At 64.1% G+C, this 14,506-nt stretch carries 13 protein-coding genes; 12 read left to right on the forward strand and 1 reads right to left on the reverse strand.

Annotation, left to right across the window (positions count from 1 at the left end; translation table 11 throughout):
* Positions 1 to 59 precede the first annotated feature (59 nt).
* Together BANT918_RS06220 and cls are read left to right on the forward strand one after the other, a co-directional pair.
* The gene (locus tag BANT918_RS06220; protein WP_096167123.1) at positions 60 to 1,232 is read left to right on the forward strand and encodes an acyl-CoA dehydrogenase family protein; all 1,173 of its coding nucleotides are present in this window, start codon (positions 60 to 62) and stop codon (positions 1,230 to 1,232) included.
* 144 nt (positions 1,233 to 1,376) lie between these two features.
* Positions 1,377 to 2,855: a cardiolipin synthase gene (gene cls / locus BANT918_RS06225; protein ID WP_009883380.1), complete on the forward strand. Its 1,479-nt coding sequence runs from the start codon at positions 1,377 to 1,379 to the stop codon at positions 2,853 to 2,855.
* A gap of 45 nt (positions 2,856 to 2,900) precedes the next feature.
* Here the strand turns inward: cls and BANT918_RS06230 are convergent, their stop codons facing one another.
* Positions 2,901 to 3,722: an HAD-IIA family hydrolase gene (locus BANT918_RS06230; RefSeq protein WP_101619428.1), complete on the reverse strand. Its 822-nt coding sequence runs from the start codon at positions 3,720 to 3,722 to the stop codon at positions 2,901 to 2,903.
* 127 nt (positions 3,723 to 3,849) lie between these two features.
* Between BANT918_RS06230 and BANT918_RS06235 the strand changes: the two genes are divergently transcribed.
* From BANT918_RS06235 to BANT918_RS06280, 10 genes are all read left to right on the forward strand, one after another.
* Positions 3,850 to 4,161: an ArsR/SmtB family transcription factor gene (locus tag BANT918_RS06235; protein ID WP_009883382.1), complete on the forward strand. Its 312-nt coding sequence runs from the start codon at positions 3,850 to 3,852 to the stop codon at positions 4,159 to 4,161.
* A 23-nt stretch (positions 4,162 to 4,184) separates the two neighbouring features.
* On the forward strand, positions 4,185 to 4,670 hold the full coding sequence (locus tag BANT918_RS06240; protein ID WP_069601286.1) for an SRPBCC family protein: 486 nt from the start codon (positions 4,185 to 4,187) through the stop codon (positions 4,668 to 4,670).
* 159 nt (positions 4,671 to 4,829) lie between these two features.
* Entirely contained in the window at positions 4,830 to 5,333 is a 504-nt protein-coding gene (locus BANT918_RS06245) for a MaoC family dehydratase (RefSeq protein WP_101619429.1), read from the forward strand.
* Positions 5,334 to 5,341: 8 nt separating this feature from the next.
* A complete protein-coding gene (locus tag BANT918_RS06250) occupies positions 5,342 to 6,145 on the forward strand; it encodes an HpcH/HpaI aldolase/citrate lyase family protein (RefSeq protein ID WP_101619555.1) in 804 nt (267 codons plus the stop codon).
* Positions 6,146 to 6,167: 22 nt separating this feature from the next.
* Complete coding sequence (locus BANT918_RS06255; RefSeq protein WP_009883386.1) at positions 6,168 to 6,833, forward strand: peptide deformylase; 666 nt, start codon at positions 6,168 to 6,170, stop codon at positions 6,831 to 6,833.
* A gap of 67 nt (positions 6,834 to 6,900) precedes the next feature.
* The gene (locus BANT918_RS06260; RefSeq protein WP_101619430.1) at positions 6,901 to 8,091 is read left to right on the forward strand and encodes a hypothetical protein; all 1,191 of its coding nucleotides are present in this window, start codon (positions 6,901 to 6,903) and stop codon (positions 8,089 to 8,091) included.
* A complete protein-coding gene (gene msrA, locus BANT918_RS06265) occupies positions 8,084 to 8,614 on the forward strand; it encodes a peptide-methionine (S)-S-oxide reductase MsrA (protein WP_009883388.1) in 531 nt (176 codons plus the stop codon). The genes BANT918_RS06260 and msrA overlap by 8 nt, the downstream gene beginning before the upstream one ends.
* Entirely contained in the window at positions 8,615 to 9,433 is an 819-nt protein-coding gene (locus tag BANT918_RS06270; RefSeq protein WP_208618040.1) for a nitroreductase family protein, read from the forward strand.
* Entirely contained in the window at positions 9,430 to 10,725 is a 1,296-nt protein-coding gene (locus tag BANT918_RS06275) for an MFS transporter (RefSeq protein ID WP_101619431.1), read from the forward strand. The genes BANT918_RS06270 and BANT918_RS06275 overlap by 4 nt, the downstream gene beginning before the upstream one ends.
* 132 nt (positions 10,726 to 10,857) lie before the next feature.
* Entirely contained in the window at positions 10,858 to 14,487 is a 3,630-nt protein-coding gene (locus tag BANT918_RS06280; RefSeq protein ID WP_233430376.1) for an efflux RND transporter permease subunit, read from the forward strand.
* The last annotated feature ends 19 nt before the right edge of the window (positions 14,488 to 14,506 follow it).

Consider the following 14,506-nt stretch of genomic DNA (forward strand, 5'->3'; position numbering starts at 1 on the left):
ACAACAAACTCATTGACCACAAGAAATCCACTGACCACGCATTGAGCGGGGAGGAAATCATGACAGCTTTCGTTCCGGGCATGCTGCCCGAAGAATACGAGGACCTGCGCCAGGGCGTCGCGAAGTTCGCCGACGAAGAGGTCGCACCGGTCTCCGCCGAACTCGACGCCAAGCACGAGTTCCCCTACGACCTGGTAGCGAAGATGGGCGAGATGGGCCTCTTCGGCCTGCCCTTCGACGAAGAGTACGGCGGCATGGGCGGGGACTATTTCGCCCTGTGCCTGGCCATCGAGGAGATCGGCCGCGTCAACCAGTCGCTGGCCATCACTTTGGAGGCCGGCGTCTCTTTGGGTGCCATGCCGATCTACCGCTTCGGCACCGAAGAGCAGAAGCGCGAATGGCTGCCCAAACTCACCGACGCCTCCGGGCTGGGTGCCTTCGGCCTGACCGAACCCGAAGCTGGCTCGGACGCCGGCGGCACGCGGACCAAGGCCACACTGGAGGGCGGGACTTGGACGATCAACGGCAGCAAGTGCTTCATCACGAACTCCGGAACCGACATCACCCGCCTGGTCACCGCCACCGCCGTGACCGGAACCCGAACGTCGAAGTCGGGCCGCGAAGTGCCTGAGATCTCGACGATCATGATCCCCACCGGCACCCCTGGCTTCACCGCCGAACCGGCCTATGACAAGGTCGGCTGGAACTCCTCGGACACGCACCCGCTGACCTTCGACAACGTGCAGGTGCCCGAAGAGAACCTGCTGGGCGAACGCGGACGCGGCTACGCGAACTTCCTGCGCATCCTCGACGAGGGACGCATCGCCGTCGGTGCCTTGTCCGTCGGTGCCGCGCAGGGCTGCGTGGACGAATCCGTGAAGTACGCCAAGGAGCGTCAGGCCTTCGGTCAGCCGATCTCCGACTTCCAGGGCATCTCCTTCAAGATCGCCCGCATGGAGGCCCGCGTGGTCGCCGCCCGCTCGGCTTACTACCTGGCCGCATCACGCATGCTCGCCGGGCTGCCGTTCAAGAAGGAAGCCGCGATCGCGAAGATGGTCGCCGGTGAGGCCGCAATGGACAACGCCCGCGACGCCACACAGATCCACGGCGGCTACGGCTTCATGAACGAATACCTCGTCGCCCGCCACTACCGCGACTCGAAGATCCTCGAGGTCGGGGAGGGCACCACCGAGGTCCAGCTCATGCTCATCGCCCGCGAACTCGGGATCTGAGCTCACCGAGACCAGCACACCGCCCGCCGAGGTGGTTCCACGCTTCCGTACGGAAGTGCAGGGCCACCTCGGCGGGCGGTGCTGTCATCTGCTGGGAACAGGCTCAGTTAGTGTGGAACACAGAATCAGTCGAGGACAGAGAGGATGTACGTGGACTACAGCGTCGTGGCGTCGGTCCTGGGCGCGAGCTGGATCGTCATCGAATACGTGGTGAAGATCATCGCCGTCGGCGTCGTCCCCGAGGACCGCAGGCCCTCCTCGTCCTCGGCCTGGCTGCTGCTCATCCTGTTCGTCCCCATCGTCGGGATCCCGCTGTTCCTCATGCTCGGCAGCCCCTACATCAATCGGCGTCGGGCACGCATTCAGGCGCAGGCCGATGAGCTCATGCACGAGGGTGCCGACGACCTGCCCGACGTGCCCCCGTCGCTGCAGACTGCCCCCGGGTTCGTGTCGATCGCTCAGCTGGGGCGCAGGCTCACGGCTCTGCCGATGGTCACCGGCGACAGCCACGGTGTCACCAGCGACTACGAGGCCAGCATCAAGCGGATGTCAGAACTCGTCGATGAGGCGCGCGAATACGTGCACGTCGAGATCTACATCATGGCCTGGGATTCGACGACCGACGTCTTCTTCCGCGCACTCGAACGTGCCGCTGACCGGGGTGTGAAGGTCAGGGTCCTCTTCGACCACATCGGCTCGCGGAAGTATCCGGGATTCCACCGCCTCGGCAAGCGTCTGACCAAGGGCGGAATCGACTGGCACCTCATGCTGCCCTTCATCCCTTGGCGTGGGAAGGCCCGGCGCATTGACCTGCGCAACCACCGCAAGCTCCTCGTCGTCGACGGGAAGAAGGCGATGATGGGGTCCCAGAACATGATCGACTCCTCGTACCTGAAGAAGTCGAACGTGAAGATCGGCCGGGCCTGGCACGACATCATGGTCGAACTCTCCGGGCCCATCGTCGCCGCCGTCGAGGCCGTGTTCGCCACCGACTGGTACACCGAATGCGATGAGGCCTTGGGGATCAGGACCTATGATCGTGATGCCTACCTACCGGACGTGGGTGGGCAGACGAGCGCCATGCAGCTCGTTCCCTCGGGCCCGGGCTTCACCACCGAACCCAACCTCAAAGTCTTCACCTCGCTGATATACCTGGCGCAGAAGCGTCTGGCGATCGTCAGCCCGTACTTCGTGCCCGACGAGTCCCTGTTGGCCGCCGTCGTCACCGCCGCCGAGCGCGGCGTCGACGTCGAACTCTACGTCAGCGAACAGGCCGACCAGTTCATGGTCGACTTCGCCCAGGCCTCGTACTACCGGTCGCTGCTGGAAGTCGGAGTGCGGATCTTCCGCTACCCGAAGCCGCAGGTCCTGCACACCAAGTGCCTCATCGTCGACGATGAGTACGCGGTGATGGGCTCGTCGAACCTGGACATGCGCTCATTCGGCCTCAACTACGAGATCAGCTTGCTCACGACAGGCGGTGACCTCGTCCACGACATCGCCGAGGTGGTCGCCGAGTACCAGGCCGAGAGCAGTGAGCTCTCCCTCGACGAATGGGAGCAGCGACCCTACATCCGCCGCTACCTGGAGTCAGTCATGCGCCTGACTTCGTCACTGCAGTGAGTCGAGTTCGCTGAGGCGAGTTGGCTCGGTGTCCCGCGGGGCGCCTCAGGCGGAGCCGGTGGCGTCGGGTCCCAGTGAATCCCGCTGATCGAGGGGGACGTCGAGGAGGTCATGGACTCCGTTGACGATCTCGTTGGGGCGGAAGGGGAAATGGCGCACATCCTCGGCGGTGGAGATGCCTGAGAGAACGAGCACCGTGTGCATGCCTGCCTCCATTCCCGCAATGATGTCGGTGTCCATTCGGTCGCCGATCATTGCGGTGCTCACCGAGTGCGCGCCGATCTGATTGAGTGCGGAGCGGAACATCATCGGGTTCGGCTTGCCCACGACATAGGGGTCACGGTTCGTGGCCTTCGTGATGAGGGCGGCGATGGCGCCGGTGGCAGGGAGGATACCTTCAGGGCTGGGGCCGGTGGCGTCGGGGTTGGTCACGATGAAGCGCGAACCGCCCTGGATGAGGCGGATCGCCTTGGTGATCGCCTCGAAGGAGTAGGAATGGGTTTCGCCGACGACGACGAAGTCCGGATCCTTCTCGGTCATGATGAACCCCGCCTCGTGGATGGCGGTGGTCAGTCCCGCCTCACCGACGACATAGGCGGTGCCGTGCTCGACCTGGTTCGACAGGAAGTCTGCGGTGGCCATCGCCGAGGTCCAGATCTTCGACTCGGGAACGTCGAGGCCGTTCGAGCGGAGCCGAGCAGAGAGGTCTCGGGCGGTGTAGATCGAATTGTTCGTCAGCACCAGGTAGGGAATGTCGGCCTGACGCCACTGCGCGAGGAGCTCGGCCGCGCCGGGCAGGGGATTGTTCTCCTTGACCAGGACACCGTCCATGTCGGTCAACCAGCATTCGATCGAGTCGCGGTCCATGTCTCTCCTGAAGATAGTCGGCGAGCCCTTACGGCTGTCTCCTAGCCTAGTCGGGTTTGAGCGAAAACCCTTGACAGCTCATCACAGCGGCGTATTGTAGTAATCCCTTAATTAAGGAAGTGCTGAAATGAACTTGAATGCTCTGTTCGGTGCTCTGGCCGATCCGACCAGGCGGGCGATGGTCGATCGTCTGCGCGACGGTGACCTCAGCGCCGGAGACCTCGCCGAACCGCTGCCGATCAGCCGATCGGCGGTCTCACAGCATCTCAAGGTGCTCGAGGACGCGGGGCTGATTACCCGGGTCAAGAGCGCACAGCGACGAATCGTGCATCTCAACACTGGGCCGCTGTCGGCCGCAAACGAGTGGCTGATGGCAGCACACGAGGACTGGCAGCAGCGATTCGACAACCTCGACCAGGTATTGGCCGAGGAGAAATGATCGACTCAAGGAGGAGAATCATCATGAACCACAACAGCACAGCCGCCGACACCGCGCAGCCGACGACGGAGGAGCCCGGCTTCACCATCGTGAGAGACTTCGCCGCACCACGAGACCGTGTCTGGGAAGCCTGGACCAATCCCGATGTCATTGCCCGCTGGTTCCATCCGGAAACATTGGTCACGCCACGAGAGTCCGTCAGCGTCGACCTGCGCGTCGGCGGTCTCTACACCTACACCATGCGCATCGAGGAGACAGGACAGGAATTCCCCACCGCGGGCAAATACCTGGTAATCGACGCGCCTCACCGGCTCGACTTCACCTGGGGAAGTCCCGACGATGTCGACGACGCTCCGCAGGTCAGCGTCGTGTTCGAGGAGATCGATGCGAACACCACCCGGATGACGTTCGCTCTGACCGGCATTCCCAACGACTCCGGCTCCGACGCCAGCGCCTACGACGGCTGGAACTCCGCCTTCAACGTCTTCGAGGCCGAGATCGCCAACTGAGATCGCCAACCGTGCTGCTCGGGTGAAATCGGCAGCTAAGCCGGCCGCAGGCAGTCAGGATCCCACGCAGGGACCCTGACTGCCTGCCGTCGGGCGGCAGACGATAAGCTCGCATCACGACAAGTGGTCAGAGACACACGTGACACAGAGGAGTGACGCATGAGTGAGCAGAAGGTCATCGAACAACGAGGTCTGTGGCTGGACGAGATGGAAGTCGGCGCGATCTACAAGCATGCACCGGGCCGGACCATCACCGAGGCGGACAACACCTGGTTCACCGCCGTGACCATGAATACGCAGGCCCTTCACCTCGACGCGGCGTTCGCCGCGACCGAGCCCTTCGGCCAGCGCCTCGTCAACTCGATGTTCACGCTCTCCACCCTCATCGGCCTCTCTGTCACGCAGCTGACGCAGGGCACCATCGTCGGCAATCTCGGCTTCTCCGAAGTCAGCTTCCCGGCCCCGCTCTTCCACGGCGACACCCTGTATGCGGAGACGACGATCCTCGACAAACGCGCGTCGAAGTCCCGTCCCGGCCAGGGCATCGTGACTTTGGAACACCGTGGCTACAACCAGGACGGAACGCTCGTGGCCAAGGCCGTGCGCCAGACCATGATGTTCGACTCCAGCCACGCAGACACAGCGCCCGAGACAGGAAAGTGAGCACCACGATGACATTGGAATTCAAACCGGCCTGGCTCTTCGTCCCCGGTGACCGCCCCGACCGCTACACAAAGGCCGCCGAACGCTCCGACATCGTCATCCTCGATCTCGAGGACGCCGTCAACGACGGTGACAAAGCCGTTGCCCGCGAGTCGATCATCGACTACCCCTTGGACCCCACCCGTACGGTGGTGCGCATCAATGCTCGAGATTCGGACCACCTCGGCGAGGATCTGGCGATGCTGGCGAAGACCGCCTACACGGCCGTCATGCTGCCGAAGGCCGAGCACGCCTCCGACCTCACGGTCCTCGCCGACTACCAGGTCATCGCCCTGATCGAGACGGCACTGGGTGCCGTCAACGTCGCCGAGATCGCCGCCGCTGCCAACGCCTACGCACTGATGTGGGGATCCGAAGACCTCATCGCCGACCTCGGCGGGGGATCCTCGCGCACCGCTGATGGCAGCTACCGCGACGTGGCCAAACACGTGCGCAACTCGACCCTCTTGGCCGCCCGCGCCCACGGCAAGTTCGCCCTCGACTCGATCTGGGCCGACATCCCGAACCTCGAGGGCCTGGCTGAGGAGGCCGAGGACGCCGTCCAGTCCGGTTTCAGCGGCAAGGTCTCCATCCACCCCAACCACGTCCCCGTCGTCCGCGATGCCTTCCGCCCCAGCGAAGAGCAGCTGACCTGGGCGAAGGCCGTGCTCGAACTCGCGAAGTCCGAGAAGGGTGCGTTTGCCTACGAGGGCAAGATGATCGACGCACCGCTGCTCAAGCACGCCGAGCTCATCGTCGCCCGCGACGTCTGATTGAGCTGACAGCGTCATGCCCATGAACGATGCCGATGCCCACGTCGCCGCCCAGATCCGCGCCGTCCTCGCCGCCGCTGAAGCAGGCGGGGGAGTGGCCCCGATCGTCGAAGCCGGCGATCCGATCCTGCGGCAGACCACCCGTCCCTTCGACGGGCAGGTCGACGACGCGGAACTGGCCCAACTCGCCGAGGTGATGCGGGCAACCATGCTCGCCGCACCTGGCGTGGGGTTGGCCGGGCCGCAGGTGGGCATCGGTCTGTCGATGTTCGTCGCAGAGGATCCCGGCAGCCTCGACCCGGAGACCGCCGAGGTGCGACAGCGGTCCCCGATGCCCCTGCGCGTCGTCCTCAACGCCGAATACACCCCCGCCACCTCGGAGAACGTCGCCTTCTTCGAAGGCTGCCTGTCGATCCCCGGCTACCAGGCGGTCGTCGCCCGGCCGCGCTCGATTGAGCTCACCGGCGTTGATCTCAACGGCACGCCCATCGCCGAGGTGGTCGCCGGATGGTCGGCACGCATCGTCGCCCACGAGACCGATCACCTCGACGGCATCATGTACCTCGACAAAGCAGAGATGCGATCCCTGTCGACGAACACCTCGGTGGCAAAATTCTGGAACCAACCCTCGACCCAGCAGGCGGCCAGCGAGCTCGGATTCACTCTGCCCAGTTCGATGCTCCTCTGAGACCGGAGAACTCGCCTTCCGGGGCGATTCCCATGATCGGCACAAGCAGCCATGTTTCGATTGACGCATGCATCTTCCCGATATCTCGCCTCGTCATCGCAGTCTTGTCCGTACCATCGCCGTTGCCGGAACCAGTGCCCTCGCTCTGGTGCGCAGCCGTGACTTCGCGCCTGAACACGATCGTGCGGCACGCTTGGGCAATGCGGTTGCCAATGCGGGGCTGACCTGGATCGTTGGAACGAAGGCCTTCGCGGGACCGCTCGACGGTGAGTTCGACTTGGGTGCAGTGTGGGGGCCTGGCGAGGAGGACGAAGGACAAGCCGTCCGGTACTCGACGGTGGACCCGAGGGAGCAGGCGGAGAAGGCTCAGTCCTTTCGCAATCTCACCACCGCGTTTGCCTCCGGTGCCTTCAGCTGGGCACTGTGGCACCCGACCCAGAACTTCGCCGATACGATTGACGCCAAATTTCCTACCGGTTTCGGGCGAGGACTGGGCGCAGCGGCCAGCGGCACGTTCGTCGCCGCTTGTGCGGCCCTCCTCGACAAGTTCGAGGAGCACGACCAGATCGAGGACCTGGAGTACGCTCCGGTCGAGATCGAACTGCCGGAGCATATCCGCGGAGCAGTCAATCAGCTGCTCGCACAGCCGCATCCGGTCTCTGCCGAAGCCGCCGATACGGCGCGAGCACAGTTCAAATCCGCACGATTCTTCGTGTGGGTGACCTATTCGCGCACACAGCATCCGGGCGATGAACCCATCACCCTGGATGCGCGGCAGCTCGCCGAACTGCTGCGCGACGAGGATGTCTCGAACATCGACGTCTACCCAGAGGCGTCGTCCGCACTGATCGTCCCGGCACAGCAGACTTACCCCGTCGTCGGCACCCAGGACGCAGATGCGTCGGCGCGACTGGAGCTCACGCTCGACATCGTCGATGGTCGTCTCAGCAGTCTCAATCTCTTCGGCACCGATGCCGACTCACCGCCCCGGACGTCCGCCGAACTGTCGACTGCGGCGAAGTCAGGGACGCTGCATCCGCTCGGTCTCGGCGGTGACGGGGTCGGCTATTCGAGCAGTTTCGAGGTCGAGGATGAGGAATTCGACGACGGGCCACTGACTCTCGCCCAGTGGCCTGAGCCCAATCAGCTGACCTTCGTCGCTGACCGCACCAACTGCCACCACGAGCACCAGCAGCAGGCACCGGGTGCGGAAGCGGGAATAACTGGCACACATCATGGTTGTACGGAATATGAGTGAACTTCGTACCCTGACTCTGGGCGCCGGATGCTTCTGGTGCCTCGACGCCGTCTACCAGCGGACCACTGGAGTCACCTCGGTGATCTCCGGATACACCGGAGGCCATACGCCGAACCCGCACTACCGCGAAGTATGTTCCGGCACGTCTGGCCACGCCGAGGCGCTTCAGGTCACGTTCGATCCCGAGATCGTGCCCGAAAGCGTGATCCTGGGCCTCTTCTTCACCGGGCACGACCCCACGAGCCTCAACGCTCAGGGCTATGACGTCGGCACCCAGTACCGGTCGGCCATGTTCTACGCCGACGAGGAGGAGAAGGCGCGCTTCGAAGCCGCCATCGCCGAGGCACAGGGACTCTTCGAGGCTCCGATCGTCACGACCCTTGAGCCTTTGGGTGTCTTCCACACCGCCGAGGCTGTCCACCAGGACTTCTACACCGAGAACCGCAACAACGGGTACTGCCGTGTCATCATTGATCCGAAGCTGTCCCATGCACGGGAGGCGTTTGCGGAATGGGTGAGCTGAATGTCGAAGAAGGCGGGCAAGAAGAGGCGTCAGAAAGACGTCGGCGCCTGTGATGTGACGAGGGATCGCGTGCGCGCGCACTTCCTCGACGGCCAGACCGGCCCCTGGGCGAGGAAGCTGGGCGCAGAGCCGTCGGCGACGGACTCTGCGCCATCGACCGACGCTGAGGCTTCGGCATCCTCTTCATCAGAGACAGCGGCGTCGGCGGCGTCCCGTCCGGTGGGCCCGGACTATTCTGTGCCGAGTTCGATCGACATCGTCGCTGACCCCGTTCTGCACGCGATCTCCACTCGTCGGTCCATCTCGAAGCTCGGTCCGGAGACTCCCAACGACGCCGATCTGCGAGAACTCATCCATGCAGTCTCCTCGGTCGCCGACCACAAAGGGCTCAAGCCCTGGCGGTTCATCATCATCCGCGGACACGATCGGAACCGCCTCGGCGAGGCCCTCGACGAAGCAGGAAACGTCCAGCGCAAGACCGGTGAGATCAACGAGAAGCCGCTGCGGGCAGAACTCCTCTTGGCCCTCGTCGCCTCCCCACAGGACAACCCGAAGGTCCCCGAATGGGAACAGCACGCCACGGCCGCCGGGGCAGGTCACCTGCTCGAGCTTGCCCTGTGGCAGGCCGGCTGGGGCGTCATGTGGCGCAGCGGAAACCTCACCAACGAACCTGCCGTGCGCAGACTCCACCGACTGAAAGAGAGCGAACTGCTCATGGGCTGGCTCTACATCGGTGCGGTCCCCGAACGCTACCGATTGCGTCTGCCCAACAGCACTCGGCCGCTGCCGGACCCCGAGCAGTTCCTCGATACCCTGTGACAGACAACGATGACGCGCAGTTAGAACCGACTGCTTCCTCACGCAGACTCCCGAAGGAGATCTACGTCCTCGTCGCCGCGGCCTTCATCGTGGCGTTGGGCTACGGCATCATCGCCCCTGTGCTTCCGCAGTTCGCCGCGAGCTTCAACTTCGGAGTCACCGCCGCCACGATCGTCGTCTCCTCCTTCGCCTTCTTCCGGTTCGTCTTCTCACCCTCCTCCGGTCGCCTCGTCGACGCCTTCGGAGAACGCCGCATCTACATCTCCGGCCTCCTCATCGTCGCCGCCTCCACCGCGGCCGTCGCCTTCGCACAGAGCTACTGGCAGCTGCTGATCTTCCGCGGTCTGGGCGGCATCGGGTCGACGATGTTCACCGTCTCAGCGATGGCCCTGATCATCCGGCTGGCCCCGATCGACGCCCGTGCCAAGGCCTCGAGCACCTATGCCACGGCCTTTCTTGTCGGCAATATCGCCGGCCCCGTCCTCGGCGGAGCGATGGCCGGATGGGGCATGCGTGTCCCGTTCATCATCTATGCCGTCGGGCTCCTCATTGCGGCCATCGTCGTCCGTATTTTCCTCGCCTCCACTGCAGAGGCCGGGTCCTCGACGAAACTGGGGCGCGCTCGCCTCGGTGCGGCCAAAGGCGACCCTGAGCAGGAGGTCATGACCTTCCGACAGGCGTGGCAGGACTCGGCCTACCGCAGCGCGCTGTTCTCGGCGTTCGTCCAGGGCTGGTCGGCGATGGGCATCCGTGTGGCCATCTACCCGCTCTTCGCCATCCAGGCGCTCAAGGCCGACACAGCCGTGGCCGGGCTGGCGCTGACGATGTTCGCGATCGGCAACGCTTCAGCTGTCACCGTCGTCGGCAGGTATGCGGACACCTACGGGCGCAAGCCCTTCATCCAAGGGGGGCTGCTGGTCCTCGGCGTGACCACCGCGGCGCTGGCCTTCACGGACGCGATCTGGGTGTTCTTCGTCTTCTCCGTCGTCGCCGGCATCGGCTCCGGACTGGCCAACCCCGCCCAGCAGGCGACCGTGGCCGACGTCATCGGGCGTGATCGCAAGGGCGGCCGCGTGCTCTCGAGATACCAGATGGCCCTCGACGGCGGCGCCATCGTCGGTCCCATCATCGCCGGCGCCATCGTCGATCGCTTCGACTACTCGTGGGCATTCCTGCTCACCGGACTCCTTGGTGTCGTAGCCGCCGCCTTCTGGTTCACCGGCCGTGAGACCAAACCCCGCGTGGTGCGCAAAGCTGGGCAGAATGAGCGGATCGAGGGCGATCTGAACTGAGCTCGGCCCGGGAGTATGCACTCAGGGTCCACTCACGTGTTTTGGATAGTGTGAATCACTAGTATTGATGTAGACAACATCATTTCCTTGCAGACGATCTCTGCGCACATGCATCGACAAGAGAGTCACCACGTGAGTTTTCTGACCCGTTTGAGCCTGAGGAATCGTGCGCTCATTGCGCTCATTTCCGTCGTCGCCATCATCTTCGGCATCATCGGGGCGGGAGCTCTCAAACAGGAGCTCTTCCCCTCCCTCGAAAACCCCCAAGCCACGGTCACCTCCTCGTACGAGGGCGCAACCCCGGAGGCCGTCGAACAAGAGGTCACCGACCCCCTGGAAGGTGCGCTGACGGCGCTGCCAGAGGTCGAGGACATGACTTCGACGTCCTCGGCGGGCAGTTCCTCGATCACCGTGAGCACCAAGTACGGCGAGGACTCCGACGACGTCGTCAAGTCCCTCCAACGCGCGGTTTCGCAGGTCCAGGCCACGCTGCCCGAGGGTGTCGAACCCACCGTGAATACGGCCGGAACCGATGACATTCCCGTCCTCGCGCTGTCCGTGACCTCGGACGCCGATGAGGACAAGCTCGCCGCCAACCTCGAGGACATCGCCGAACCCGAGCTGAAGAAGGTCGACGGCGTCTCACAGGTCATGATCGCCGGTGCGAAGACCAAACAGGTCGAGGTCACGATCCGTCGTGACGACCTCGAAGACGAGGGAGCCAACCTCGACGAGATCGCCGGCATCCTCCAGTCCAACGGCATCCCCACCTCGGCGGGCGAGCTGAAGAGCGATGAGGGCACGGCACCGGTCGAGGTCGGAACCCGCATCCGCTCCGTCGATGCCATCAAGGATCTCGTCATCAGCGGCAAGGACGACCCGATCAAGCTCTCCGACGTCGCCGACGTCAAGATCGAGAACCAGCCCGTCGAATCGATTTCGCGCACCAACGGCCAGCCCTCGCTGTCGGTGTCGATCATGAAGGAATCCGACGCCAACACCGTCGACGTCTCCGCTGCCGTGTCCGAGAAGCTGCCCGAACTCGAGAAGTCGATGGGGGACAACACCGAGTTCGTCTCCGCCTTCGATCAGGCACCATTCATCGAACAGTCGATCCACGATCTGCTCGTCGAAGGCGGACTGGGACTGTTCTTCGCGGTCCTCGTCATCCTCGTGTTCCTGCTCTCGGTCCGCGCCACCATCATCACAGCGATCTCGATCCCGCTGTCTCTGCTCATCGCCATGGTCGGTCTGTGGATGGGCGGGGAGACCCTGAACATGCTGACCCTGGGTGCGCTGACGATCTCGGTCGGACGCGTCGTCGACGACTCGATCGTCGTCATCGAAGCCATCCGACGACGGCACGCCTCGGGCGGTGAGAAGTTCGCGAACATCCTTGCCGCCGTCTCCGAAGTCTCCGGCGCCATCACCGCATCGACCCTGACGACCGTTGCCGTGTTCCTGCCGCTGGCCTTCGTCTCCGGCCAGACCGGCGAGATGTTCCGCCCCTTCGCCCTGACCGCGACCATCGCCCTGCTCTCGAGCCTGTTCGTGGCACTGACCATTGTGCCCGTCCTCGCCTACTGGTTCCTGCGGCAACGTGAGGCCAAGGTCAAGCTCACCCGCGCGGAGAAGAAGGAGATCCGGCGCAGCCGCAAGGGGATGCTCTCCGAATGGAGGAGCGAGAGCAAGGCCGCGAAGAAGGCGTCCAAGAAGCAGAATATCCTCACCGCGGGACGCCATGACGAGCCCGGCACCGAGTCCAGGACTGCAGGTGCTGGGTCTGTGGGCACCAGAAGCGATGCCACCACCTCGACACCGCCGCGCTATGACTCCAGTGCGGAGGAGACCGGTGAGGTCGATGAGCTTGCCGGCATGCATTCGCCGGTGACACGGCTGCAGAAGACCTATATGCCGCTCATCTCGTTCTCCACCAAGCACCCGGTCGTGATGATCCTGGTCGCCGTCCTCGTCCTCGGCGGCACCGGAGCGATGATTCCGCAGCTGAAGACCGAACTCTTCGGCGACACCGGCCAGGACAGCCTGCAGATCTCGCAGACCTTCGACCCGGGCACCGACCTCGATGAAGCCTCGAAGCAGGCAGAACCGGTCGAAAAGATCCTCAAGGACAACAGCGACGTCGAGTCCTATCAGCTCTCCGTGGGCGGAACCACATTCGGATTCACGAACGATTCGTCGATCACAGGCACCTACATCGTCACCTCGAAGTCGGGGATCTCGGCGCAGTCGATCTCCGACGAGCTGCAGAAGGACTTCGACGGGCTCAAGGACGTCGGCCAGGTCGAGGTGCAGAGCCAGAGTTCGATGCCCGGTGCCCAGACCATCGACGTGACGCTGTCGGGATCCGACACCAAAGAACTCGACGACGCTACGAAGGCCGTCACGGACAAGCTCGAGGGCGTCTCCGGCACCCAGTCGGTGACCAGTGACATCGAAGCGGTCCAGCCCGTCATCGAGGTCAAGGTCGATCACAAGAAGGCCGCGGAGGAGAACCTGACGGAAGCAACCATCGGCCAATACGTCCAGCGGGCTATGCACGGTCAGAACATCGGTGAGGTCGTCATCGACAACGTGTCGCATTCGGTGCTCCTCTTCGACCGCAACGCCGACACGGTCGACGAACTGCGCGACCTCAAGATCCCCGGCAAGCCGAAGGAGATCGCTCCAGCCGGTGCCGCTGCTGGTGGTGCAGACGGCGGAGCTGGTGCTGCAGGAGGAGCCGGAGGTGACGCCGGCGCGGCCGGTGACCCCGGGGCCATGGCTGGCGCTCCAGCGCCGACGTCTGAGCCCCGGTTCATCGATCTCAGTGACGTCGCCGAGGTGAAAGAGGTCAAGACCGCACCGACGATCCGGCACACCGATTCTCAGCGTTCGACCACGGTGTCGGTGACCCCCGCCGGTGACGACTTGGGAACCGTGTCCGCGGATGTGCAGTCAGCACTGGACGAGGTCGACGTTCCCGACTCGGTGAGCGTCGACACCGGTGGTGCCACGCAGGAGCAGAACGACGCGTTCTCCCAGCTGGGCTTGGCCATGCTGGCCGCGATCCTCATCGTGTTCGTCATCATGGTCGCCACGTTCAAGTCGCTGCTGCAGCCATTGATCCTGCTGGTCTCGATCCCGTTCGCAGCCACCGGATCCATCGGGCTGTCGCTGCTGACCGACACTCCGCTGGGCCTGACGTCGATGATCGGTCTGCTCATGCTCATCGGCATCGTTGTCACCAACGCGATCGTGCTCATCGACCTGATCAACCGTTTCAGAACTCGAGGCGTCGATCTGCGCGCGGCGATCGTCCATGGCGCCAGGCTGCGTTATCGTCCGATCCTCATGACCGCGGCAGCGACGATCTTCGCGCTCGTGCCGATGGCGCTGGGCCTGACCGGCGGGGGAGTGTTCATCTCGAAGCCGCTGGCGATCGTCGTCATCGGCGGTCTCGTCAGCTCGACCCTGCTCACGCTCATCCTCGTGCCTGTCCTCTACCTCCTGCTCGAAGGGGCGAAGGAACGTCGGGCCGAGAAGAAGTACGTGAAGAACATGGCGCGTGGCCAGGTCCTCGACGTCGCCGAGGCGAGAGCCGAGCAACGTCCGGATGCGCCGGACCGCGCCCGCTCCGGCAAGCAGTCGGGCACCACCGCCGAGGCGGGGTCAGTGGCCACAGCCGAACGCGACGAGCCGAGCCCGCCGGCTTCGGGCACTGCGGTTGAGCGCCCTGACACAGGTGAGGAACCGAAGCACTGATGTCTCGCCCACTACAGTG

Origin of the sequence: Brevibacterium antiquum CNRZ 918 (assembly GCF_900169145.1) — a bacterium.
Taxonomy (GTDB): Bacteria; Actinomycetota; Actinomycetes; order Actinomycetales; family Brevibacteriaceae; genus Brevibacterium; species Brevibacterium koreense.

Excerpts from the sequence above, each read along its gene's own strand:
- BANT918_RS06250 (WP_101619555.1), top strand. The coding sequence starts at position 5,342 with ATGACATTGGAATTCAAACCGGCCTGGCTCTTCGTCCCCGGTGACCGC.
- BANT918_RS06270 (WP_208618040.1), top strand. The coding sequence starts at position 8,615 with ATGTCGAAGAAGGCGGGCAAGAAGAGGCGTCAGAAAGACGTCGGCGCC.
- cls (WP_009883380.1), top strand. The coding sequence starts at position 1,377 with ATGTACGTGGACTACAGCGTCGTGGCGTCGGTCCTGGGCGCGAGCTGG.
- BANT918_RS06245 (WP_101619429.1), top strand. The coding sequence starts at position 4,830 with ATGAGTGAGCAGAAGGTCATCGAACAACGAGGTCTGTGGCTGGACGAG.
- BANT918_RS06235 (WP_009883382.1), top strand. The coding sequence starts at position 3,850 with ATGAACTTGAATGCTCTGTTCGGTGCTCTGGCCGATCCGACCAGGCGG.
- BANT918_RS06240 (WP_069601286.1), top strand. The coding sequence starts at position 4,185 with ATGAACCACAACAGCACAGCCGCCGACACCGCGCAGCCGACGACGGAG.
- msrA (WP_009883388.1), top strand. The coding sequence starts at position 8,084 with ATGAGTGAACTTCGTACCCTGACTCTGGGCGCCGGATGCTTCTGGTGC.
- BANT918_RS06255 (WP_009883386.1), top strand. The coding sequence starts at position 6,168 with ATGAACGATGCCGATGCCCACGTCGCCGCCCAGATCCGCGCCGTCCTC.
- BANT918_RS06220 (WP_096167123.1), top strand. The coding sequence starts at position 60 with ATGACAGCTTTCGTTCCGGGCATGCTGCCCGAAGAATACGAGGACCTG.
- BANT918_RS06230 (WP_101619428.1), bottom strand. The coding sequence starts at position 3,722 with ATGGACCGCGACTCGATCGAATGCTGGTTGACCGACATGGACGGTGTC.
- BANT918_RS06260 (WP_101619430.1), top strand. The coding sequence starts at position 6,901 with ATGCATCTTCCCGATATCTCGCCTCGTCATCGCAGTCTTGTCCGTACC.